This is a genomic window from Paenibacillus sp. J22P277, assembly GCF_059383675.1.
Map to the genome: position 1 here is coordinate 735,954 of NZ_JBXENS010000006.1, position 20,893 is coordinate 756,846.

Sequence of the window (20,893 nt, forward strand, 5' to 3'; positions counted from 1 at the left end):
TCTCAATGAACTAGTCGGACAGAATGACGAAAGAATCGCAGGCCCTTTGATTTAAAGGACAGGGCCGGTCGTAAATGTGCGCGAACAAGTCCATCAATCGCAGGCGTTCAGTCTTTGAAATAGTGACCCTGTTCAAGGTCCGAGATCAGTGAAGCGTGCTCAGGCCGCCAGCCCAAGCGTTCCTGAGTCAGCGCGCTTGAAGTCGGATTGTCGACAGATGCGGCGAAGGAAATCCGGCCGAAGTGATCGGCTGCTGCTTCATGGGAAATACTGACCACCGGCAGGTTCAGGTGGCGACCGATGACGTCAGCGATATCACGGAGCGGCACACCCTCATCGCCGACCGCGTGCAGCCGTGAGCCGGCAGGCGCGCCTTCCACCGCCATACGGAAGAGGCGCGCCGCATCGAGGCGATGCACGGCCGGCCACCGGTTGGATCCGTCGCCGATGTAGGCGGAGACGCCTTTGGCGCGAGCGATGTCGATCAAGGTCGGGATGAAGCCGTAATCGCTCGGTCCGTGCACGGATGGCGAGAGACGGACGATTGATGCTCGCACCCCGCGCTTAACCAATACCATCGCCGCCTCTTCGGAGCGCCGGTGCGCAGTCGGCATCGCCGCGTCCTCTTCCGTACCAAGGCGTCCCGGTGCGAGCGTAAGCGTCCCGGAGGTGACCACGAATGGTTTGCCGGAACCCTCAAGCGCTTCTCCGATCGCCTCGATCGCCAGCCTGTCGGTCTCGGCGGCAGCCGCAAAGTCCGAGAAGTCGTGAATGAAGGCGAGGTGAATGACGCCGTCCGCTGTAGCTGCGCCGCTGCGCAGACTGTCGAGATCGTCAAGGGTGCCGCGATGCAGGTCCGCTCCCGCCGCTGTCAATGCTGCAGCAGACTTGTCTGAGCGGGCAAGACCTACAACCCGATGCCCTGCATCGATAAGTTCGCGGACGACGGCGGAACCGATGAAGCCCGTAGCTCCTGTAACAAAAATTCGCATCATGAAGTCCTCCTAAAAATGAATATGATTGCTTACAGGCGTAAGGATAAAGTATCGCGTGCACTCGATAGCAATACCGTTCGAATCGATGGTATTATAAAGATTATGGAAAACAATTTCTCAAGCAAACAGGTGTCTGAAAAGACGGGACTAAGCATCCATACCTTACGATACTATGAGCAAATCGGATTAATCGAGGGTATAGAACGGGACGAAAATGGATACCGTAAGTATTCGCAATCCGATATCGTATGGTTTCAGGTGTTAAGTTACTTTCGAGCGATGGGGATGCCCATTCGGGAGATGCAGGAATTTTTCGCCTTGAACGATAGTCAAGTCTCCCCGATAACAACTCGACGAGAATTCATGGAAACGTATCGCATTAAGGTTATCGATCAAATGAAGGAACTTGAAAAAACGCTGGAGAAAGTCGATGACAAAATCGTTTTTTTCAAAAATCTAGAGGAATCGGATAAGCTGCAAAAGAACCCAATGAAGGACATCTGAGCAAGTCGATACGTCTAAGGAGCAAGTCCAAACAAATGACAAAGGAGCTGCAGCGACAGCTCCTTTGTCATTTGTTCTATTAGTCTATCTTGCGGCCCAAGGCATCCCGTTGATCGTGAACGCGCTTGACCTGAACCTCGACATGATTCCTTTATTAAAGAGCCGCGCGCAGCCGACTATTATTCGAATGCAGACGACAAAGTTTGGTACGCCAACACGCTGATTATCGCAGCATTCCCACCTAAATGATACCAGTCACGGATGTGCCTTCCTCGAACAATAACCGCTAAAGCTCTACATGCGATATATGTCACGATTGCGCATTAGCAGTACTGACTTAATTAGAATCCACTACGCATTGTCAACGATTTTGACACCTTTGTGAAAATAATCACAAAATTCAAATCACCGTCACAAATATTGTGAAAATAATCACAACGATCGTTTATAATAACCCTATACAGGTTAACGTTACCAGTAACCACCAATTTCAAACCGAAAGAAGGGACCCGCTTATGGCCCGAGAACAGCGTTCCGGGAAGGACAACAATCGCGTCGCCAAGCAGGAGAAACGTCTCATTTTGTTATGTATCATCGTAGCCGTCATCATGATGCTGTCCTTGTCCCGCTATTTGTTCGAATGAGGAGCAAGGTCCTGCAAACGTTTAATAGAATACCAAGTTTTGGGAGGAATCAACGATGCTGCTAAGCGGTTACGATCCGGTCATGTACAGCCGGATGCTCACGGGACTTACGCTTGCTTTCCATATCATATTCGCCACCATCGGCGTCGGCGTGCCACTGATGATCGCGCTCGCGGAGTGGATCGGCATCAAGCGCAACGACGATCATTATCTGCTCATGGCGCGCCGCTGGGCGCGCGGCTTCGTCATCACGGTCGCCGTCGGCGTCGTGACGGGCACGGCCATCGGCCTGCAGCTCAGCCTGCTCTGGCCGACCTTCATGCGCGTCGCGGGACAGTCGATCGCCCTGCCGCTGTTCATGGAGACGTTCGCCTTCTTCTTCGAGGCGATCTTCCTCGGCATTTATCTATACACCTGGGAACGGTTCAAGAAAAAAACGACGCATCTCCTGCTGCTCATTCCGGTCGTCATCGGCTCGTCCGCCTCGGCCTGCTTCATCACCATCGTCAACGCCTTCATGAACGCGCCGGCCGGCGTGTCGGTGAAGGACGGGAAGATCGTCGATATCTCTCCGTTCGGCGCGATGCTGAGCCCGGCCATGCCAACGAAGGTCTCGCATGTGCTCGTCACCGCTTACGTGACCTGCGCCTTCGTGCTCGCGGCGATCGCCGCCTGGTCGTTATTGAAAGGCCGCAATCACGTCTACTACAAGAAAGCGCTCAAGCTGACCATGATGTCCGCGTTCGTCTTCATCATCGCCAGCGCCGTCATCGGCGACCTGTCGGGCAAATATTTGGCCAAATACCAACCGGAGAAGCTCGCCGCGATGGAATGGCATTTTGATACGTCGACGCAAGCTCCGCTTGTGCTCGGCGGCGTGCTGACGGACGACAACGAGATCAAATACGGGCTCAAAATCCCGTTTGCGCTTAGTATTCTCGCCCATGGCCTGCCCAATGCGGAAGTAAAGGGCTTGAACGACATTCCGGAGGATGAACACCCGCCGCTCTTCATTCATTATCTCTTCGATCTGAAAATGGGCTTCGTAGCGCTTATGGTACTCGTCGCCGGGGCATTCATGGTGCTCCTGTACCGCAAGCGGGACGCCGCATACAGCAACAAATGGATGCTCCGCGGCATCATTCTCGCGGCGCCGCTTGCCATGGCGACGATCGAGCACGGCTGGATCTTCTCGGAGATCGGCCGCCAGCCTTGGCTGCTGCGCGGCATCATGCGCACCTCGGAGGGCGCGACGGCCTCGGAGCACGTCGATACGATGCTGGTCGTCTTCGCCCTGCTTTACCTCGTGCTCGGCGTCTCGGCGGTCACCGTGCTGATCCGCATGTTCCGCAGCAACCGGGCGGAAGACGAGATCGCGGCAAAAGGCTTTAAAGGAGGCGACGGTCTATGAGCTACGAAGTACTCGGCATTACCGTGCTTTGGCTATTTCTGTTCGGCTATCTGATCGTCGCTTCCGTCGATTTCGGCGCCGGTTTCTTCAGCTACTACAGCTCGGTCACCGGCAAGCGTCATCTGATCAATAACATCATCGAGCGTTATCTGTCGCCCGTGTGGGAGGTCACCAACGTCTTCCTCGTCTTCTTCTTCGTCGGGATCGTCGGCTTCTTCCCGGATACGGCTTATTACTACGGCACCGCCCTGCTCGTGCCGGGCAGCGTGGCGATCGTCCTGCTCGCGATCCGCGGTTCCTATTACGCGTTCAATACGTACGGCACCAACAAGAACAACCGCTTCTACATGCTGCTCTACGGCGCCAGCGGCCTGCTCATCCCGGCCTCGCTCTCCACGGTCATGACGATCTCGGAGGGCGGCTACATCCAAGAGAGCAGCACCGGCAAAGTCACGTTCCTGTATGCCAAGCTGTTTTCCTCGACGTATTCCTGGACGGTCGTGCTGCTCGCGATCGTCAGCGTGCTCTACATCTCGGCGATGTTCCTGAGCTACTACGCCGACCGCGCCCAGGACCGCGGCGCCTTCGAGGTCGTACGCAAATACGCGCTCGCCTGGAGCGGCCCGACGATTTTGTGCAGCCTGCTCGTCTTCTTCGCAATCCGCAACCATAACCCGGTCCATTTCGAGCGGATGGAGCATTACGCCTGGCTGTTCGTGCTGTCCTTCGCCTGCTTCCTGGTCGCGGTGTACCGCGTCTGGACGCGCAAGCGGCTCGGCATCGCCTTCGTTTTCGTCGTGCTGCAGTTCGGATTCGCCTTCTTCGGCTACGGCGCGGGCCACATGCCGTACGTGCTTTACCCTTACCTGACGATTCACGATAATTTCACCAGCGAACCGATGGCGATCGCGCTCATCTCGGTGTTCATTCTCGGTCTGCTGCTGCTCATTCCGTCGCTCTACCTGCTGATGCGGCTGTTCCTGTTCGATACGAAATACGTGCAGGGCAAACGCGGAAAATAACGATTTCGGAGGAGATTGCCATGATCGAGAAATTCCTGATTTTCGTCGCGCCGTTTCTGGTTCTGGTCCTGTCGGTCGGCATTCTGTTCTGGTGGGGCTCGCGCAAGCCGAGAACGAAGCGTCCGTCATGAGAAAGCGCGACGCTGCGCACACTAAGGCAAGCCGCTGAAAACGCAGCGTCATCTTGCGGACAGTCGCGGCAGCACGCCGCGGATATCCGCAGCGACTACGCCGCGGGCTGCGCGGACTTATAGCACCCGAAGGAGCATGCGCGATAATGACGTCATCCCAGAACCGCCGCGAGAACGCGTGGAAGAGCCGCAAGCAGAACCGGAAACCGCATGGCGAGGTCAAGTCGCTCGCCGAGCTATCGGACGAATCGTCCTCCGGCGTCGCGGGCTACGTGAATGCCCGAACGGACGGCGACTAAGCGAGCCTCGGCTGTTTAGCGTGTTGCGCTCACATTCATTTTGCCTTTAACGCAACAAGAATAGCCTGCCCTCTTTGCCTTACGAGAGAGCAGGCTATTCTTGTCGTTGTCGCAAGCTCCTGTTCAGATAAATGCTTGCTCTTGATCCACCGCAGCTAATCCGCTTGCTTATGCCCGATATATTCAAGATGCGCATACCCCCATGCGCACATCTCGCTCAATACCGTCTGCAAGGTGCTGCCGTGTTCGGACAGGGAATATTCGACCTTGGGCGGAACTTCCTGATACACCCGCCGCACGATTAGCCCGTCCCGCTCCAACTCGCGAAGCTGACTCGTCAACATGCCTTGCGTAACGTTCGGAAGCTGACGCCTCAGCTCGCCGAACCGTTTCGTGCCTTCGCGCAGCAGGATGAACAAGATCAGCGGCTTCCATTTGCCTCCGATCGATTGCAGCGTCGCGACGACGCCCATCGTCGAACCCGGTACCCGAATACCCTCCATGATCCTTCACGCTCCCGATTCCATTAAAGTTCCCTGACCGCTACTTTACCAGAGTACCCGGAATTTTCACAGTACGACGTTTCAGCATACTTAGTATGGTTTTCCGTACTATCCTCCGCCGCCAAGCGACGCCTTCAGTACGGCGAACAAGACTAAGTACGCATAAAGAGCGTACTTTGCAACCGCGGGAAAGTGCTCGATAATGGAGTGGTAACTCGCGAGATTACCGATAACCGAGAAAGGAAGTCCCATTATGAACCTATTGGTCATCTCGGCGCATCCCCGTCCGGAGCAATCCCGGGCCAACCGCGCCCTCTCCTTTGAATTGACGAACCAAGCGAACATCGATTGCCGCGACCTTTACGAGGCGTACCCGGATTGGAACATCGACGGAGAGCAAGAACGCCGCGCGCTGCTCCGCTACGATCGCATCGTGTTCCAGTTTCCCCTGTATTGGTATAGCTGTCCGCCGCTGATGAACAAATGGTTCGAGGACGTGCTGACGTTCGGCTGGGCTTACGGCCCCGGAGGCGACCGCCTGCAAGGCAAGGAATTCATGCTCGCCGCGACCGCGGGCGGCACGGAGAACGCGTATCGTCCGGGCGGCATGAACCGCTTCACGGTCAGCGAGCTGTTGCGACCGATCGAGCAGACCCTCGTCCGATGCGGGGGCACCTACCTCCCGGGCTTCGTGGTCTACAATGCGACCGCGAGCTCGGAGAATGAGCTTGCGAGCGAAGCGAAGCGTTACGCGGCCCATATCCAGCTTCCCATGGCGGCACTCGCCCACTGACCGATCGCGGACAGCAGCACCGGCGCATATTACCCCGAACAGATAGACAAGCCCGTCGAGCGAAGCCGGAGAATCGTCTTGCCGCGTACGTTGCAGCCCCCGAACGAATCGGCTATATCGTCCCGTGTGACGTCGGCCAGCGGCAATTTTCGCGGCTGTATACACGCAAAAAAAGCCCAAGGCGCAAAACGCCTTGGGCTTTCGATACTTTCATTAACCGATCTTATTCGAAGTAAACCGCTTTGCCCGTACGGGAAGACTCGTAGATCGCTTCAAGAATTTCGGAAACGACGAGCGCTTGCTCCGGTTTCACGAACGTTTCTTTGTCGTTCAGCACGGCATCGATCCACCATGCGGCTTCCAGCACTTCGGCCGTTTCGCTTGCGCCTTCGTAGAAAGCAACGCCGCCGCTGTTCAGCTCGACGTTCTTGACGTACAGACGGCTGTTTTCTTCGCCGTTGATGCGAAGGCCGTTTTTCATGTCGGCGCCGGCTTTCGTGCCGCTCAGGGATACTTTCGCCTCGTCGATGTCAAGGGAGTTCAGCGCCCAGCTGGACTCGAGGATAACGGTCGCGCCGTTTTCCATCGTGATCATCGCGAACGCGGAATCTTCGACCGTGAATTTCGCCGGATCCCATGGGCCCCATGCGTTCGCGGCGTTTTCCGTTTGCGACAGCTTGTGGTAAGTGCGGCCAAGCACGACTTTCGGCTTGTAGTTGTCCATCGTCCACAGAACGAGGTCAAGCGCATGCGTGCCGATATCGATCAACGGGCCGCCGCCTTGTTTTTCTTCGTCCAGGAATACGCCCCATGTCGGAACGGCGCGACGACGGATCGCGTGCGCTTTCGCGAAGTAAACTTCGCCCAGCTCGCCGGCTTCGACGGCTTGTTTCAGGTAACGGCTGTCAGCACGGTAACGGTTGTTGTAGCCGATGCTGAGCTTTTTGCCGGTGCGTTTAGCGACTTCGAGCATTTTGCGGGCGTCGGCGGCCGTTTTAGCCATCGGCTTCTCGCAAAGCACGTGTTTGCCGGCTTCCAGCGCGTCGATCGAGATGACGGCATGGGAGTCGTTTGGCGTACATACGTGAATGACGTCGATGGAAGCGTCTTTCAGCAGTTCTTTATAGTCAGCGTATACTTTCGATTCTTCATTGCCGTATTTCGCTTTCGCTTCTTCCGCTTTCTCGACGATGATATCGCAGAATGCCACGATTTCGGCTTCTTTCACTTGCGCCAAGCTAGGAAGATGTTTGCCGTTGGCGATACCGCCGCAGCCGATAATACCTACGCGAGCCTTTGCCATTAAATTTCTACCTCCATAAGTCGGGAAATGATATAATTTGTAGTACGCGCGCTCATGGCACCGCAATGGATGCATAGTGACGCATGCTAGATACAGTATAGTGCATGGCCCATTCAAAAATATAGGCGCTTTAATGGCCTGCTTTTATGTGATTTTGCTGTCGAAGGGATGGTACCGTGGAATTTTACAATGAGAAGGTCGTTTATGAAAACCCTCTATTGTCAATCAAAGTGTTTCAATCCCAGCGCAACAACGACTTGTTCATCAATTGGCACTATCATCGCGAGATCGAGCTCCTGCTTGTCCTAAGCGGCGAGCTTGACGTAAATATGGAGGAAGAAGCCGTCCGCCTCGGAATCGGCGACGTCGCCCTGATCGGCTCGAGACAGCTCCACCGGGACCGCAGCGTCAGCAATCCGGTCGATTACATCGTCCTGCAGTTCGATCTGGAGCAGTTTATCGACCAAAGCTCCATGCCCTATATGCGCTTCTTCTCCGAAACGAAAAATCCGCTCAGCCGGGCCAATTACATCTTCCAGGAGAACGAAGAGGCCCGGATCGATGCCGCGGCGTGCATCACCGAAATCCTCAAGGAGGTCACCTCCAAGCAAAACGGCTACGAGCTCGCGGTCAGCATGCTGATCAAGAAGCTGCTGCTGCTGCTCATCCGCAACGATTCCCGGCGCGTGCTCGCGGATCATGAAGACTTCGACCGCGCCCGCTTGCGAGGCGTGCTCGACTACGTCGAAGAGCATCTGACCGACCGCATTCAAGTGGAAGACGTATCCAAGATGGCGAACATGAGCTACTATTATTTCGTGAAATTTTTCAAGAAGGCGATCGGGCTTTCCTTCACCGAATACGTCAATTACCGCAAGATCAAGTGGGCGGAGCGCATCCTGCTCACGAAGGACCTCAGCATCTCGGAAGTCGGCGACCGCATCGGCATGCCGAACATGGCGCATTTCTACAAGATGTTCAAGAAGTACAACGATTGCTCCCCCAAGCAGTTTCAGAAGAAAATGCTGGAGTGGAACCGGGCTTGAACGCTCCCCGCCGGCAGTCCGACCGGCAAGCCTTATCCGAACATCCGCTTCATGAAGGCAAGACTCGCTTCCAGCTCGCGCTCCGGTTCATGCACCGTGCATTCCGCCGAGATCGTTCCCTCGTACCCGGCAGCCTTCAGCCGGGCGGCGAATTCCTCGTACGGATAAGCCCCCGTTCCGGGCGACAGGCGGCCCGTATCCGCCACATGGATATGCGCCAGCCACTCCTTGTTGCGCAAGAGCGTATCCAGCGCTTCGTTCTCCTCGTCCATGTGATAGAAGTCCGCCAGTACCCGGATCGCCGGATGGTTGATCTGCTTGGCATACGAGACCGCCTCGTCCACGCTGGTAATGATGTTGCTTTCCTTCGCGTTCAGCGGCTCGATGGCGAGCGTCAATCCAGCGCCCTTGAAGTCCTCCGCGATCCACTCCAGCGCGCGAAGCAGCTGCTCCTCGCCCCTTGCCCGCTCCCAGCCATCCGGCAAGCTCCTGGATCGTCCGCTCCCCAGCACGACCGTCTTGGCTCCGATCCGGTGCAACGCTTCCGCCGCCGAATGCACGTACCGTCTCGTGCGGTCACTATCGCTCTCGGGTCCGACAAGCTTCAGCTCGCCCGGGAAAAACACGTTGAACACGCTTACAGGAAGCGGACTTTCCAAATACGCCTGCAGCGCTTCCCGATGTGCCGCGGCGTTCTCCAATTGGAGCGATACGACCGCGCATTCGATATAGTCGTAATTCAATCCTGCCAACAATCCGGCATCTTCGATCCCTCTGCACCATCCATAGGAAATCATGTCCAAACACCTCCATGAGTATGTACATATCGACTGTACCACTTTTTGGCGCCGGAATGAACACTTACCTTAATCGTCCCTTCCATTATATACCGGCAAATAAGCATAAAAAAAAACCCGCATCATCAATTCGATGATCCGAGTTTTTTGGGCATTACGAGCTTGTAGCCGACGCCGCGAATGGATTCGATCTCGACCGATTGCTGGCCGAGCTCCAGCTTCTTGCGCAGCGAGCTGACGTGCACGTCGACCGTACGCTGGCCGCCGATGTAATCGAAGCCCCACACGACGTTCATCAGATCGTCGCGGGTGATGACCATTCCCGGGCGCTGTACGAGATACAGCAGCACTTCGAATTCCTTCGGGCGAAGCGGTACCGTCTCGCCGTTCAGGATCACCTCGTAACGCTCCGGATAAATCGAGAGATCGCCGGCCGTAATGACTTTATCCGTCGACTCCGTTAGTTTGCTGTCGTCCTGATTGGTCCTGCGAAGGACCGCGGAGACGCGGGCCAGCAGCTCCGCGACGCCGAACGGCTTTGTCATGTAATCGTCCGCGCCGCGCTTCAAGCCCTGCACGACTTCCTCTTCGGCATTGCGCGCCGTGAGCACGATAACGGGCGTACGATTTCCGTTCTGACGCAAGCGGGATAAAATTTCAAACCCGTTCATTCCGGGCAGCATGATATCCAAAATAATAAGATCGAACGAGCGCTGCAACGCGACTTGCAAGCCTTCCGCACCATGATCGATCACGGTTGTATCGTAGCCTTCTTGAGACAGGTTGTACGAAAGCAATCTTGCTAATGTCGGCTCGTCCTCAATGACCAACACTTTTTGTGTCATGTTGACCCCCCGGCTGCCATGTTGCTTAATCCAACACGGTTTTCACGTTCTTTTACACTATCATATCATTGTTTCAAGCAAAGGGTAAGTCCCTCGGCGTCCGGGCTCCCCGTTACTGGAGTACGGGAAGCTCGATCGTGAAGGTGGAACCCACGCCGACTCTGCTATCGACGGTAATCGTGCCTTTATGCAATTCAACCAAATGTTTGACGATGGACAGGCCAAGCCCCGTTCCGCCGGAGCTGCGGGACCTGGCTTTGTCGACGCGGTAGAACCGCTCGAAGATGCGCGGCAAATCCTTCTTCGGAATGCCCATGCCGGTATCGGTAATGTGAATGCGGATATGCTCGTAGTTCTCCTGGCCGTGTTCGTCCAGCGACAGGTTCGGATCATGCACCGGCTCGACGACGATCGAGACGTTGCCGCCATCCGTCGTATAGGCGATGCCGTTCGCCAGCAGATTCATGACGATTTGACGCAATCTGTCTTCGTCCGCCTCCACGTAGAGGCCTTCCTCGACCGTTGCAGAGACGCGGATCTGCTTGCGGACCGCCTCCGCGCTCATTAGCTCGATCGTCTTGTTGACGAAGGAAGACAGCTCGACGGGCGAGAATTGCAGCGGCACCCGGCGCGATTCGATTTTGGACAATTCCAGGATATCGCCGATGAGGCGGTTCAGCCTGTCGCTCTCGTCGTAGATGATTTGCAGGAAGGACCGGGCCGTCTCGGGATCGTCGACCGCGCCGCCGAGCAAAGTCTCGGCGAAGCCCTTCACGGCGGTCACCGGCGTCTTCAGCTCGTGCGACACGTTCGCGACGAATTCGCTCCGCATCCGCTCGAGCCTTCTGATCGCCGTAACGTCCTGCAGCACGAGCAGCACGCCGCCGAATTCATCGTTATCCTCGAAGATCGGCACCAGGTTGAGATCAAGCAGCCGCTCCTCCGGAAAATAAAACGTCACCTCGTCGCGCAGATGCTCGCGGCAATCCAACGCTTCCTGAATAATCTGCGACAGCTCGTATTGCTGCTTCGCGGACGCATAGTGATGGCCGACCAGGTCAAGCGCGGAGAAGCCAAGCACTTCCTCCGCCATCCGGTTCAGGAGCACGATCGTGCCGCTGGCGTCGATCATGACGACGCCGTTGATCATATTGTCGAGCACGCTTCCGAGCTGCCGCTCATTCTGGTGGATGCGCGTCATCTGCACCTGCAAGCTGTCCGCCATCGCGTTGATCGCCATGCCGAGCTCGCCGATTTCGTCGTGGTTCTTCACGTCCACCCGGGCCTTGTAATCGAGATTCTTGATCCGCTTCGATACCCGCGTAATCTGCTCGAGCGGACGGGTCAAACCGCGGGCGACCCGGTAGCTGATCAACGCCGCTAGGACGAACAGGATGAGCAGCCCGGCCAGAAGCGCCGTCCAGATCCGCTGGACGCTCTCGTCCGCCTTCTTCAAGCTCAGCGACAGGCGGATAATATCCGAATTCGGATCTTCCGGATGATCGAGCATCGCCACGTACAGCAGATTCTCCTTGATCGTGTCGCTGTAGCGCGTCGTATGGCCCACGCCGTCCTTCTTCGCTTCGATGACTTCCTTCCGCGTCGAGTGGTTGTCCATCGTCTTCGGATCGTGATCGGAATCGCCGAGCACGAGACCGTCGGCGCGGATGAACGTTACCCTCGAATCCGTGATCACCTTCAGATGCTTCGCTGCACTCGTATAGTATGCGTACAAATCGTCCGGATCGCCCTGCTTCAAGTCCATGTCGTCGAGGATGAGTCTCATCTCGCGGATCATGTTGTCCTGAAGGGCTTCCAGATGGTTATCCCGATAAGTCTTGCCCATAAATAATCCTGCGGCCAGTACCGCGAGTCCGATCATGGCGATCAGAATCAGCGTCAGCCGCACGCGAAAACTGTTCATTTTCCGTCTCAACTCCCAAGGCTGTCTCCTACATCCCCCATCGTACTTCCACTTAGCCTTCAACGCCAGCCGAAGTTTTATGAAGCTTTTGTAAAACATAATGATGCAGCGTGGCCAGCGGCTGCTGAATCAGAATGGAGAGCACGACCGGGACGGCCGTCAGCGGGCTGAAATAACCCATGGCCAGCACGATGCCGAGCGAGATGTTCCGCATTCCCGTCGCGTACGACACCGTCACCTGCACCTCGCGGTTGCGGTAGAACATCGTGCCGAAGTAGCCGACCGCATAGCAGATGCCGACCATCGCCAGGGAAAGCGGCACGAGGCGCAGCAGGTCGCCGCCGAGCTTCTCCGCGTAAGGCGCGATGGCGGCCGCGTTCAGCAGGACGACGAGGACGAAGCACAGCTTCGAGACCGGGGCCGCGACCGGCTTCACGGCCTCCTGGATCCGGCCTTTGGAGAGCGCGTACAGCGTCACCCCGATGGTCGTCGGGATCACGATGATCAGCAGCAGATCGCGGATCATCTGCCACGTATCCGTCTTGACCGCCTGATGGAAGAGCAGATGAATGCCGCCCGGCACGACGAACGGACTAAGCGCCGAATCGATCACGACCATCGCCAGCATCAGCGGAATGCTGCCGCCGGACATCCCGACCCAGAGCACGGTGGACACGCCGAGCGGGATGATCGTGAACAGGACGAATCCCACGACGTACGGCGAATCCGCCCCGAAGAACAGCGTTCCGATGCCGTATGCGATCAACGGCGACACCACGTGCGCGATCAGAAACGTCAGCACCAGGACGCCGGGCCGGCGAACGACCGCGCGCAGCTGCCCGAACCCGCAGCCGATCGCCATCGTCAGCGTGACATAGGCGAATAGGTACGGCACGGCGGGCACGAAGCGTTCCAGCCATGGAGAAAAAAAGAATCCCAGGACAAGGGATCCGGGGATAATAAGGAACATCCATCGTTCAAACCTTGCGTTAAAGGCGAGTCCGAAGCTGCGCATAAGAGCGTGAGACATCCCTTCTTCTCTATTCTAACCGGCGCGGATTGCAGCCGCTGGCTTGGCTGCTGCCGATCCCGGCCGGTTTATTTGAACACGGGCGCTTTGAATTGCTCCAGCTTCGCGAAGGAATCCTTGTCCACTTCCGCATGCAGGCTGTTGCCGTGGGCATCCATCGTGACGACGGCCGCGAAGCCCTCCGTCTTGAGATGCCACATCGCTTCCGGAATGCCGAATTCCATGAAGTCCACGCCGTTGACGTTCTTGAAGCATTCCGCGTAGTACTGCGCGGCTCCGCCGATGGCATTGAGGTAAACGGCGCCATGGTCCTGCAGCGCGGCCAGCGTCTTCGGTCCCATGCCGCCTTTGCCGATAACGGCGCGAATGCCGAACTTCTTGATGATGTCGCCTTGGTAAGGCTCCTCGCGGATGCTCGTCGTCGGTCCGGCCGCTTTCACGTGCCAGCCCGCTTCGTCCTTCAGCATGACCGGGCCGCAGTGGTAGAGGACGGAGCCGTTCAGATCGATCGGCGCGTCATGATCCATCAGATGATGGTGGATCGCGTCGCGGCCCGTGTGCATCTCGCCGTTGATGATGACGATGTCGCCGACCTTCAAGCCGCGCACGTCTTCTTCGCTGAGCGGCGTGTTCAGCACGACCTCGCGGCGCTCGGCGCGCTCCGTTACGGCTTCCGCGGCTTCGTCGGCCGAGCCGTTCTTCATCGGCGTGTCGGATCCGTTCGGATAGATCCACGATTGGATCTCGCCGCTCTCCGCGTTCAGCAGCACGCCTTGGCGGCGGTAAGCCCAGCAGTTATACGCGACGGAGACGAAGAAGCTGGCCGGCAGACGGTTCATGACGCCGACCTTGCAGCCGAGCAGCGTCACTTCGCCGCCGAAGCCCATCGTGCCGATGCCGAGCTTATTGGCGTTCTCCATGACGTATTCTTCCAACTGCCGCAGTTCGGGGATCGCATTCGTGTCGTCGGTGTGGCGGAACAGCTGCTGCTTCGCCAGCTCGTAGCCCGTCGTCCGGTCGCCGCCGATGCCGACGCCGATGAATCCTGCGCTGCAGCCTTGCCCCTGCGCTTGGTACACCGAATGCATGATGCATTTGCGAATGCCGTCCAGATCGCGGCCGGCTTTGCCGAGACCCGGAATGTCCGTCGGGAGGCTGTATTGGATGTTCTTGTTCTCGCAGCCGCCGCCTTTCAGAATCAGGCGGACGTCGATGTCGTCCTTCTCCCATTGCTCGAAGTGGATGACCGGCGTGCCGGGCCCGAGGTTATCGCCGGTGTTGGCGCCCGTCAACGAGTCGACGGAGTTCGTGCGCAGCTTGCCGTCTTTGGTCGCGCGCGCGATGGCGTTCTTGATCTGCTGCTTCATGACGATCTGATTGGCGCCGACTGGCGTATGCACGACGAACGTCGGCATGCCGGTATCCTGACAGATCGGGGAGACGTTCGTCTCCGCCATCTCGATGTTCGTCGCGATCGTCGAGAGCGACAGGCCGGCGCGCGTCGCCCGGTCCTCCGCTTCCCGCGCGGCTTGAATAACCTTCCGGACATCACCAGGAAGGTTAGTAGAGGTTTCTACGATAAGTTCATATACGCTTTGTTCAAAATGCTGCATGAGTCCAATATGGCTCCTCTCTCTGGTCGGTATTCGTCTTTCCCTATATAATCTATATTATAATGACTCTAATCTATCATACCACATCGGAACTTGGCGGGCACACTGCAATTGCGGTCCGCGACCGCCCCGATTCCGACAGGAAAGGAATTCCCGCCATCATGGATAGCCATTTCATGGCCTATATGTACCGGCTTCGCTATATCGAACGCTGGAGCCTCATGCGCAATACGAACCGCGAAACGGTCGCGGAGCATTCCTATCATGTCGCGCTGCTCGCCCACATGCTGTGCGAGATCGGCAATCGCATGTTCGGCCGCTCGCTGAACGCCGACCGGGCTGCGTCGATGGCGCTCTTTCACGACGCCGCGGAGGTATTCACGGGCGACATCCCGACGCCGGTCAAGCATCATAATCCGAAGATGCTCGCCAATTTCCGCGAGATCGAGGCCATGGCCGCCGAACGGCTGCTCGGCATGGTGCCGGAGCCGCTGCAGGACGTCTACGAGCCGCTCATTCTCGATGCCGCGCCGAACGACGAACAGGCCGAGCTGCGCAAAATGGTGAAGGCGGCCGACCTGCTTGACGCGTATATGAAATGCTTGTCCGAGCTCTCCTCCGGCAACCGCGAATTCGCGGTGGCGAAAGGCCAGACCGAAATCAAGCTCGCCGCCCTCGGCATGCCGGAGGTCGACTGGTTCCTGACCGAGATGGCGCCGAGCTTCAGCAAGACGCTCGACGAGTTGTCGGAGTAGGCGGCCTCACCAGCCTTTTCGCTTCGCGAGTTCCGTGATTTGGGCGAGATGATGCCTGCCATGCCACGCGTAAGCGCCGAGGTTGTAATCCAACCGGATCTCCTCCCCGGACTCCGGATGGACGAAGCTTCGCGCATAATCCGCGTCGCTCATGCTCCCGAGCAGCTTGACCCAGCGTTCGTGCAGGGCATCGAGCAATGCCAAGGATACTCCCGTCGGCTCCGACGAATCCGCTAGCTCCGCCCAGCGGTCTTCGTAATACGGCCGAATCGTCGGCTTGTCCTCCGTCAACGCCAGCTTATACCGGATATAACTGTTCATATGACTGTCCGGCACGTGATGGACGACCTGCCGAACGGTCCAACCGCCGTCCCGGTACGGCGTATCCAGCTGCTCCTCCGGCATCCCGGTCACGGCTGCCCGCAGCAGAGCAGGCAGCGCCGCGATTTCCGCGATCCATGCCTGACGCTGTTCGCCCGGGATCTCCCCGTTCCAGGCGAACTGCCCGATCGGATACCGGAGATGCTCCGGATTCGTTGCTTGATTAGCCCTCGTCTGCTCGTTCATGGTTCGTCAGCCTCCTCGATTATCTCCCATGGCCTTCGTGCAGCACTATGCCTGCGCCGCATCTCCAGGCTCGGATTGCACCCATACGTCCTTGAAATCGATCCATCCGAGCGGCGAGAGCGCAATGCCCCGCAGCTCGGGCTTATACGACGTATTGCTTTTCTTATGAAGCAGGAAGAGCACCTGCGTCTCGTCGCGCAGTCTATCCTCCATCTCTTGGAGCAGGAAACGCCGCTGTTCGGGCGTATCCGCGGCAACGGCCAGATCGATCCGGCCTTTGGCCCATTCGAGGAGCGCCGGCTCCATATGCGCGTTCATGAAACTGCCCCGCTGCTCGTAAGTCTCGATCTCGCACACTTCGTCTTCCGCGAACACGAGGCTGTACAGGATGGCATCGGCCGCCTCCAGCACGTCTTCGCCGCGGCATTCGTTTCCTTCGAACACGCGAACCTCCACCCGCACGCCAAACTCCGCGCAGCGCGCCTGAATCCACCGCGCGTCGCGTTCATGCCATCTGCGCGTGTACAACATGAAGGGCGTGCCGTCGTATGCCGCGTCCCGCAGCAACGCCATCGCCTGCTCGCCGTCGCTGCGGACATGCCGCAGCGCGGTATGCGCATCGGGCCTGAAGCTGCGCGCGGCGAACATTCGGTTCTCGCCGAGCTCGCTCAGCATCGAGGAACGGTCAAGCAGCAGATCGACCGCCTTCCGGAATAACTGCGATTGCTGCGGCCCCGGTTTATTGCGGTTCCACGTCATCAGCATGCAGCCCTGCAGCAGCGATTCCAGCTTCGGCCAACCGTTCTCGCGCCCCTGTTCCTTGGCATCGTGATCGAGCACCAGCCTCTCCCAGCATTGCTGCGAATCGAGGCCCAGGTCGGGCGGCACGAGCGCGATCACGACCCCGTCCAGATGCGCGCGGCCGCCGTAGTAGCCGGGATTTGCGTCAAGCACGAGCCGGTCCTCGTTCCGCTCCTTGACCATGAACGGCCCCGTTCCAGAAGGGCGCCGCCAATAGTGCTCCGGGTCGCGCTGCACCGGGTCGCGGGGAAGAATGGACGCGGCCGTCGAGCATAGGAAACGATGAAAGATCCGGTTGGGCTTCGCGAGCGTAACCGTCAGCAGCCGCGGCCCCGATACTTCGATGACGTCGACGTTGCGCAGCAGCCAGCTGTTCGCTTTGCCTTCCCGCAGCCGCTCCAGCGTATATGCGACGTCGTCCGCGGTCAGCTCATGCCCGTGGTGAAAATACGCGCCCCGGCGCAAATGAAACTGCCATACCGTCGCGTCGCGCGAGCATTCCCAGGCATGCGCCAGCGCGGGCTTAACCTGCCCCGAGGCCGCGTCGAACGATACCAGCCGGTCGAACAGCTGCCGGATCATGTGGGCATCGAACGCGTAATAAACCTCCGCCGGGTCCAGGGTGACGAGCGGCACGTGCACGGGCAGCCGCAGCATATCCACGTGCCGCCGGCCGTCCTCCGTTTCCGACCGGTAGCCGAAATGCTGCGTCAGCCATTCATTGAAGCGCTCCTTGGCCGGCGTTCCTCCGCCGTGGCGATGAATAAGCTCGAACGCTTGCTTATAGCTGCCTAGGCCGGCCGTTTGTTTGGCCATATCCAGCAGCAGGACATCCGGCTCCATCCGAAACACCAGATGCGACCGATTGCCTCTGCCCCGTCCGGGCTGCCACTCTACCCACCCTTCCTCTTCCATGCGATGAAGGATGAGCTTCGCGTTCCTCGCCGTGCAGTAGAGCGCTTGCGCCAATTCGTCCAGGGTGACTTCGACCGGCACGCCGGCGGCTTGTCCATCGGCGAATCGTCGAACCAAATCAAGATAACGTTCCGCGTGAATTGCCTGCATCATTCCGCCAACCCTCCCGTTCCGTACTAAAAAAGAGGAAGTATGCACGGTTTATTCTACTCTTTTTATCCCCTTTGCGCGACCGCATAATAGTGACAGAACCGATCGAGGGGGCAGCGGCCATGCATGGATATTTGGTTACGTACACGGAGGAGAAATTGTACCGTTACCGGCAAAACGAGAGGGAAAACGCATTCCGCAACGAGCGGTACCTGCACGGAGAGGAAGCGGCGCGAAGCGCTCGCGGTCCGAAACTCGGCCGCTTGCTCCGCTTCTTGCGCCGGAAACAAACCGAAAGACGGCTCGCCGCTTCGTTGAAGTGACGGCCGTCTTTTTCTCTTGTCGATCTTGGTCGCGCGAACCCGCAACCGTACCCGTTGCAGCCGCCTTGCACTTGCCTCCCGTCACGGCTTCGACAGCTCCGCTTCAGCCAGCATGTTCGCGGCGAGCCATGTGGGCACGGCCTCCTGCCTCGCATGAAGGTATACCTTCAACAGCATCCCGTAGATCCGGTCCACGTTTCGTTTCATCTCCGGAACGGACATGCCCTGCAGCTCGCAGGCGGTGATGATGAGACCCCCCGCGTTCACCACGTAATCCGGCGCATAGAGGATGCCCCGCTGCTCCAGCTCCTCGCCGTTTCTGATTTCCTCCTGCAGTTGATTGTTCGCCGAGCCCGCCACGATGGCGCATTTGAGCTTTGCGATCGTAGCATCGTTCAGGATGCCGCCGATCGCGCACGGCGCGAAGATGTCGCAGCTCTCCCCGTAGATCGCGTCAGGCGCAACGGCTCTCGCATGGTGGGCCTTCACCGCTCTCTCCACCAAAGCGTTGTCGATATCCGCGATGACGAGGTTCGCCCCCGCGTCGCGCAGCATGCCGCACAGCAGGAACCCGACCTTTCCGAGCCCTTGGACCGCGACGGTCCTTCCGCTCAAATCCCCGCTGCCCAGCAGGAAATCAGCCGATGCCTTCATGCCCAGGTAGACGCCGTACGCCGTCATTTCCGCCGTGAAATCGCCTGCCGCCATGATCGTCCCGGTCGTATCCGTCACATGGGGCGTCTCCAGCCGGATCCAATCCATGTCCCGCACCGTCGTGCCCAGATCGACGCCGGTAATGTAACGGCCCTGCAGCCGCTCGATGAATCGGCCCAAGGCGCGGAATTTGTCTTCGCTCTTGTCGGTCGACGGATTGCCGACGATGACCGCTTTGCCGCCCCCGTAAGGCAGGCCGAAAATGGCCGCTTTATATGTCATGCCGCGCGCAAGCCGGACGGCGTCCGCGACGGCGTCGTTTTCCGAGGCGTACGTCCACATACGGCAGCCGCCGAGCGCCGGCCCGAGCCGCGTGCTGTGGATCGCGATCACCGCCTGCAGCCCGGCTTGCTCCTCTTGGCAGAACACGACCTGTTCTACCTGCAGACGCTTCATTTCCTTCCAGACGTCCATGCCGCAGCCCCCCTTGATCCCGAGAACTAATTAGTATGAAGGCGGCAAGCCAAATATGTATGGGCATGGACGCGATCAAGCAACTGCCGTTATTCCCGAATCAACCAGAACAGCACGAATTGGATGACGGCCATCGCGAGCAGGACGATCGGCAGCCAGATCGACGTCAAGTCACCGGATAGAAGCAGCAGCAAGCCGATAGACAGGACCCGTCCCGTATTCAGGAACGTTTCCCGCATGACGACCGATTCGACTCTCAGCTGTCCTTTGAGCGGCAGCTTGCCGATCAGCCCGTAATAATAGGAAGTCAACGTATTGACCGCCAGCGGATTGCAGATGGAGAACGCGATCATGAACACGAGCACCGTCCATGCCGACACGTCATAGAGCAGGAACAGGGAGCCGAGCACGATGCCGCTTGAAGAGTACAGCACGAATTTGCGCACCGGCTCTTTGCCGACCCGCCTCGAAATCACGTAGCCCGTGCCGACGGTCAGCGCCGAGAAGAACACGCCCAAATAACCGACGAGGTCCTCCCGGCCGACGGTTTGGAAGAGCAGGATATTGGGCAGGAACAGCATGATGCCTTGAAACAGCCCCAACACCAGAAACGCCAGCAGCCCCTTCACCCAAAGCGCGTTGCGCCGCATGACCAGCCCCATCAGCTTCAAATAATACGCCTTGTGGTGGGAGACGATCCTCGGAATGCGGAAGCTGATGACGGAAGCCGCCACGAACATGAGGAAAGCGAACAGAAAGACGAAGACATAGCCCTGCAATCCGCCGCTCAGCTGAATGATGAAACCCGCAAGCGCCGGCCCGATAAGTCCGGCCGAATTGAAGACGACCATGTTCACCGCCAGGAAGCGCACGCGGTTCTGCTCCGTCGACACGTCGTACATCAGCACCAAGTAGCCGGTCCAGTAGAAGCCCGTCGCGATGCCGTTGAAGACGGCGAACGGGATGAACCACGCCGCGACGTTCTCCCGCGCGATGACGACGAGCAGATAGAAGATCGCGATCGTCACGATGCCGAGCCGGTACGTGACCATGCGGTCCTTCATCTTGGTGATTTTGCCCCCGATCGCGAAAGCGAACGGCGTTAATAGAAACACGATAATATTGTAAATCCCGTTCACGTACAGATCCTGCGTCAGGCGCCACAGGTACAAGTTCAGAAACAGCCCCGACATGGAGGCTCCGAACTGAAAGCAGCCATGAATCAGAAGAGCGGTCACCGCGTCTTTCCCCAGCTGCCTTTCCGGCGGAACGGTCCCCCCTAGTCTTCTGACATTCCATCGCAGCCCGATTCCAGCTTTCATTCGTTCTTGTCCTCCTACGCGCACCTAGCCGCAATCGGCTTGGTGTCATTGTAATTCACGCCCGGCAATCGA

General features: G+C 58.1%; 22 protein-coding genes. 10 read left to right on the forward strand and 12 right to left on the reverse strand.

Annotation, left to right across the window (positions count from 1 at the left end; genetic code table 11):
- Positions 1-107 precede the first annotated feature (107 nt).
- Positions 108-992 carry an SDR family oxidoreductase gene (locus AC50YL_RS23860; RefSeq protein ID WP_494835303.1) on the reverse strand — a complete coding sequence of 295 codons (885 nt, stop codon included), beginning with the start codon at positions 990-992 and terminating at the stop codon, positions 108-110.
- A gap of 18 nt (positions 993-1,010) precedes the next feature.
- Between AC50YL_RS23860 and AC50YL_RS23865 the strand changes: the two genes are divergently transcribed.
- From AC50YL_RS23865 to AC50YL_RS23890, 6 genes are all read left to right on the forward strand, one after another.
- Positions 1,011-1,499 (forward strand): MerR family transcriptional regulator, encoded by a 489-nt coding sequence (locus AC50YL_RS23865; protein ID WP_494835213.1) that lies wholly within the window; start codon positions 1,011-1,013, stop codon positions 1,497-1,499.
- Positions 1,500-2,014: 515 nt separating this feature from the next.
- Positions 2,015-2,143, forward strand: coding sequence for a hypothetical protein (locus AC50YL_RS23870; RefSeq protein ID WP_494835215.1), 129 nt, complete (start codon positions 2,015-2,017; stop codon positions 2,141-2,143).
- A gap of 55 nt (positions 2,144-2,198) precedes the next feature.
- Entirely contained in the window at positions 2,199-3,554 is a 1,356-nt protein-coding gene (locus AC50YL_RS23875) for a cytochrome ubiquinol oxidase subunit I (RefSeq protein ID WP_494835217.1), read from the forward strand.
- Entirely contained in the window at positions 3,551-4,576 is a 1,026-nt protein-coding gene (locus tag AC50YL_RS23880) for a cytochrome d ubiquinol oxidase subunit II (protein WP_494835219.1), read from the forward strand. The genes AC50YL_RS23875 and AC50YL_RS23880 overlap by 4 nt, the downstream gene beginning before the upstream one ends.
- Before the next feature lie 23 nt (positions 4,577-4,599).
- Entirely contained in the window at positions 4,600-4,707 is a 108-nt protein-coding gene (cydS, locus tag AC50YL_RS23885) for a cytochrome bd oxidase small subunit CydS family protein (RefSeq protein ID WP_494835304.1), read from the forward strand.
- Positions 4,708-4,853: 146 nt separating this feature from the next.
- Entirely contained in the window at positions 4,854-5,006 is a 153-nt protein-coding gene (locus tag AC50YL_RS23890; protein WP_494835221.1) for a DUF6254 family protein, read from the forward strand.
- 155 nt (positions 5,007-5,161) lie between these two features.
- Here the strand turns inward: AC50YL_RS23890 and AC50YL_RS23895 are convergent, their stop codons facing one another.
- Positions 5,162-5,509: a winged helix-turn-helix transcriptional regulator gene (locus AC50YL_RS23895; RefSeq protein WP_494835223.1), complete on the reverse strand. Its 348-nt coding sequence runs from the start codon at positions 5,507-5,509 to the stop codon at positions 5,162-5,164.
- A 253-nt stretch (positions 5,510-5,762) separates the two neighbouring features.
- Here AC50YL_RS23895 and AC50YL_RS23900 point away from each other — a divergent pair, with 253 nt between their 5' ends.
- A complete protein-coding gene (locus tag AC50YL_RS23900) occupies positions 5,763-6,302 on the forward strand; it encodes an NAD(P)H-dependent oxidoreductase (protein WP_494835225.1) in 540 nt (179 codons plus the stop codon).
- 223 nt (positions 6,303-6,525) lie between these two features.
- On the opposite strand, the gene AC50YL_RS23905 is transcribed toward AC50YL_RS23900, so the two are convergent.
- Positions 6,526-7,605, reverse strand: coding sequence for a Gfo/Idh/MocA family protein (locus AC50YL_RS23905; RefSeq protein WP_494835227.1), 1,080 nt, complete (start codon positions 7,603-7,605; stop codon positions 6,526-6,528).
- A gap of 176 nt (positions 7,606-7,781) precedes the next feature.
- Here AC50YL_RS23905 and AC50YL_RS23910 point away from each other — a divergent pair, with 176 nt between their 5' ends.
- Positions 7,782-8,651 carry a helix-turn-helix domain-containing protein gene (locus AC50YL_RS23910; protein WP_494835229.1) on the forward strand — a complete coding sequence of 290 codons (870 nt, stop codon included), beginning with the start codon at positions 7,782-7,784 and terminating at the stop codon, positions 8,649-8,651.
- A gap of 32 nt (positions 8,652-8,683) precedes the next feature.
- Here the strand turns inward: AC50YL_RS23910 and AC50YL_RS23915 are convergent, their stop codons facing one another.
- The 5 genes from AC50YL_RS23915 to AC50YL_RS23935 form a co-directional block, all read right to left on the reverse strand.
- A complete protein-coding gene (locus AC50YL_RS23915; RefSeq protein WP_494835231.1) occupies positions 8,684-9,448 on the reverse strand; it encodes a sugar phosphate isomerase/epimerase family protein in 765 nt (254 codons plus the stop codon).
- A 125-nt stretch (positions 9,449-9,573) separates the two neighbouring features.
- A complete protein-coding gene (locus AC50YL_RS23920; protein ID WP_161745885.1) occupies positions 9,574-10,293 on the reverse strand; it encodes a response regulator transcription factor in 720 nt (239 codons plus the stop codon).
- A 112-nt stretch (positions 10,294-10,405) separates the two neighbouring features.
- Positions 10,406-12,217: a two-component system histidine kinase PnpS gene (gene pnpS, locus AC50YL_RS23925; protein ID WP_494835232.1), complete on the reverse strand. Its 1,812-nt coding sequence runs from the start codon at positions 12,215-12,217 to the stop codon at positions 10,406-10,408.
- A gap of 52 nt (positions 12,218-12,269) precedes the next feature.
- On the reverse strand, positions 12,270-13,187 hold the full coding sequence (locus AC50YL_RS23930) for a bile acid:sodium symporter family protein (protein WP_494835233.1): 918 nt from the start codon (positions 13,185-13,187) through the stop codon (positions 12,270-12,272).
- 128 nt (positions 13,188-13,315) lie between these two features.
- Positions 13,316-14,860, reverse strand: coding sequence for a fumarate hydratase (locus tag AC50YL_RS23935; RefSeq protein ID WP_494835234.1), 1,545 nt, complete (start codon positions 14,858-14,860; stop codon positions 13,316-13,318).
- A 161-nt stretch (positions 14,861-15,021) separates the two neighbouring features.
- Here AC50YL_RS23935 and yfbR point away from each other — a divergent pair, with 161 nt between their 5' ends.
- Positions 15,022-15,615, forward strand: coding sequence for a 5'-deoxynucleotidase (yfbR, locus tag AC50YL_RS23940; RefSeq protein ID WP_494835235.1), 594 nt, complete (start codon positions 15,022-15,024; stop codon positions 15,613-15,615).
- Between the two features lie 6 nt (positions 15,616-15,621).
- Here yfbR and AC50YL_RS23945 read toward each other — a convergent pair whose 3' ends face one another.
- Together AC50YL_RS23945 and AC50YL_RS23950 are read right to left on the reverse strand one after the other, a co-directional pair.
- The gene (locus tag AC50YL_RS23945) at positions 15,622-16,182 is read right to left on the reverse strand and encodes a YfiT family bacillithiol transferase (protein WP_494835236.1); all 561 of its coding nucleotides are present in this window, start codon (positions 16,180-16,182) and stop codon (positions 15,622-15,624) included.
- 45 nt (positions 16,183-16,227) lie between these two features.
- On the reverse strand, positions 16,228-18,051 hold the full coding sequence (locus AC50YL_RS23950) for an ABC transporter substrate-binding protein (RefSeq protein WP_494835237.1): 1,824 nt from the start codon (positions 18,049-18,051) through the stop codon (positions 16,228-16,230).
- Between the two features lie 119 nt (positions 18,052-18,170).
- On the opposite strand from AC50YL_RS23950, the gene AC50YL_RS23955 reads away from it, so the two are divergent.
- Positions 18,171-18,371, forward strand: coding sequence for a hypothetical protein (locus tag AC50YL_RS23955; RefSeq protein ID WP_494835239.1), 201 nt, complete (start codon positions 18,171-18,173; stop codon positions 18,369-18,371).
- Positions 18,372-18,452: 81 nt separating this feature from the next.
- On the opposite strand, the gene AC50YL_RS23960 is transcribed toward AC50YL_RS23955, so the two are convergent.
- Both AC50YL_RS23960 and AC50YL_RS23965 read right to left on the reverse strand, forming a co-directional pair.
- Positions 18,453-19,499, reverse strand: coding sequence for a Leu/Phe/Val dehydrogenase (locus AC50YL_RS23960; protein ID WP_494835240.1), 1,047 nt, complete (start codon positions 19,497-19,499; stop codon positions 18,453-18,455).
- Between the two features lie 89 nt (positions 19,500-19,588).
- Positions 19,589-20,821: an MFS transporter gene (locus AC50YL_RS23965; RefSeq protein ID WP_494835241.1), complete on the reverse strand. Its 1,233-nt coding sequence runs from the start codon at positions 20,819-20,821 to the stop codon at positions 19,589-19,591.
- Between the last annotated feature and the right edge of the window lie 72 nt (positions 20,822-20,893).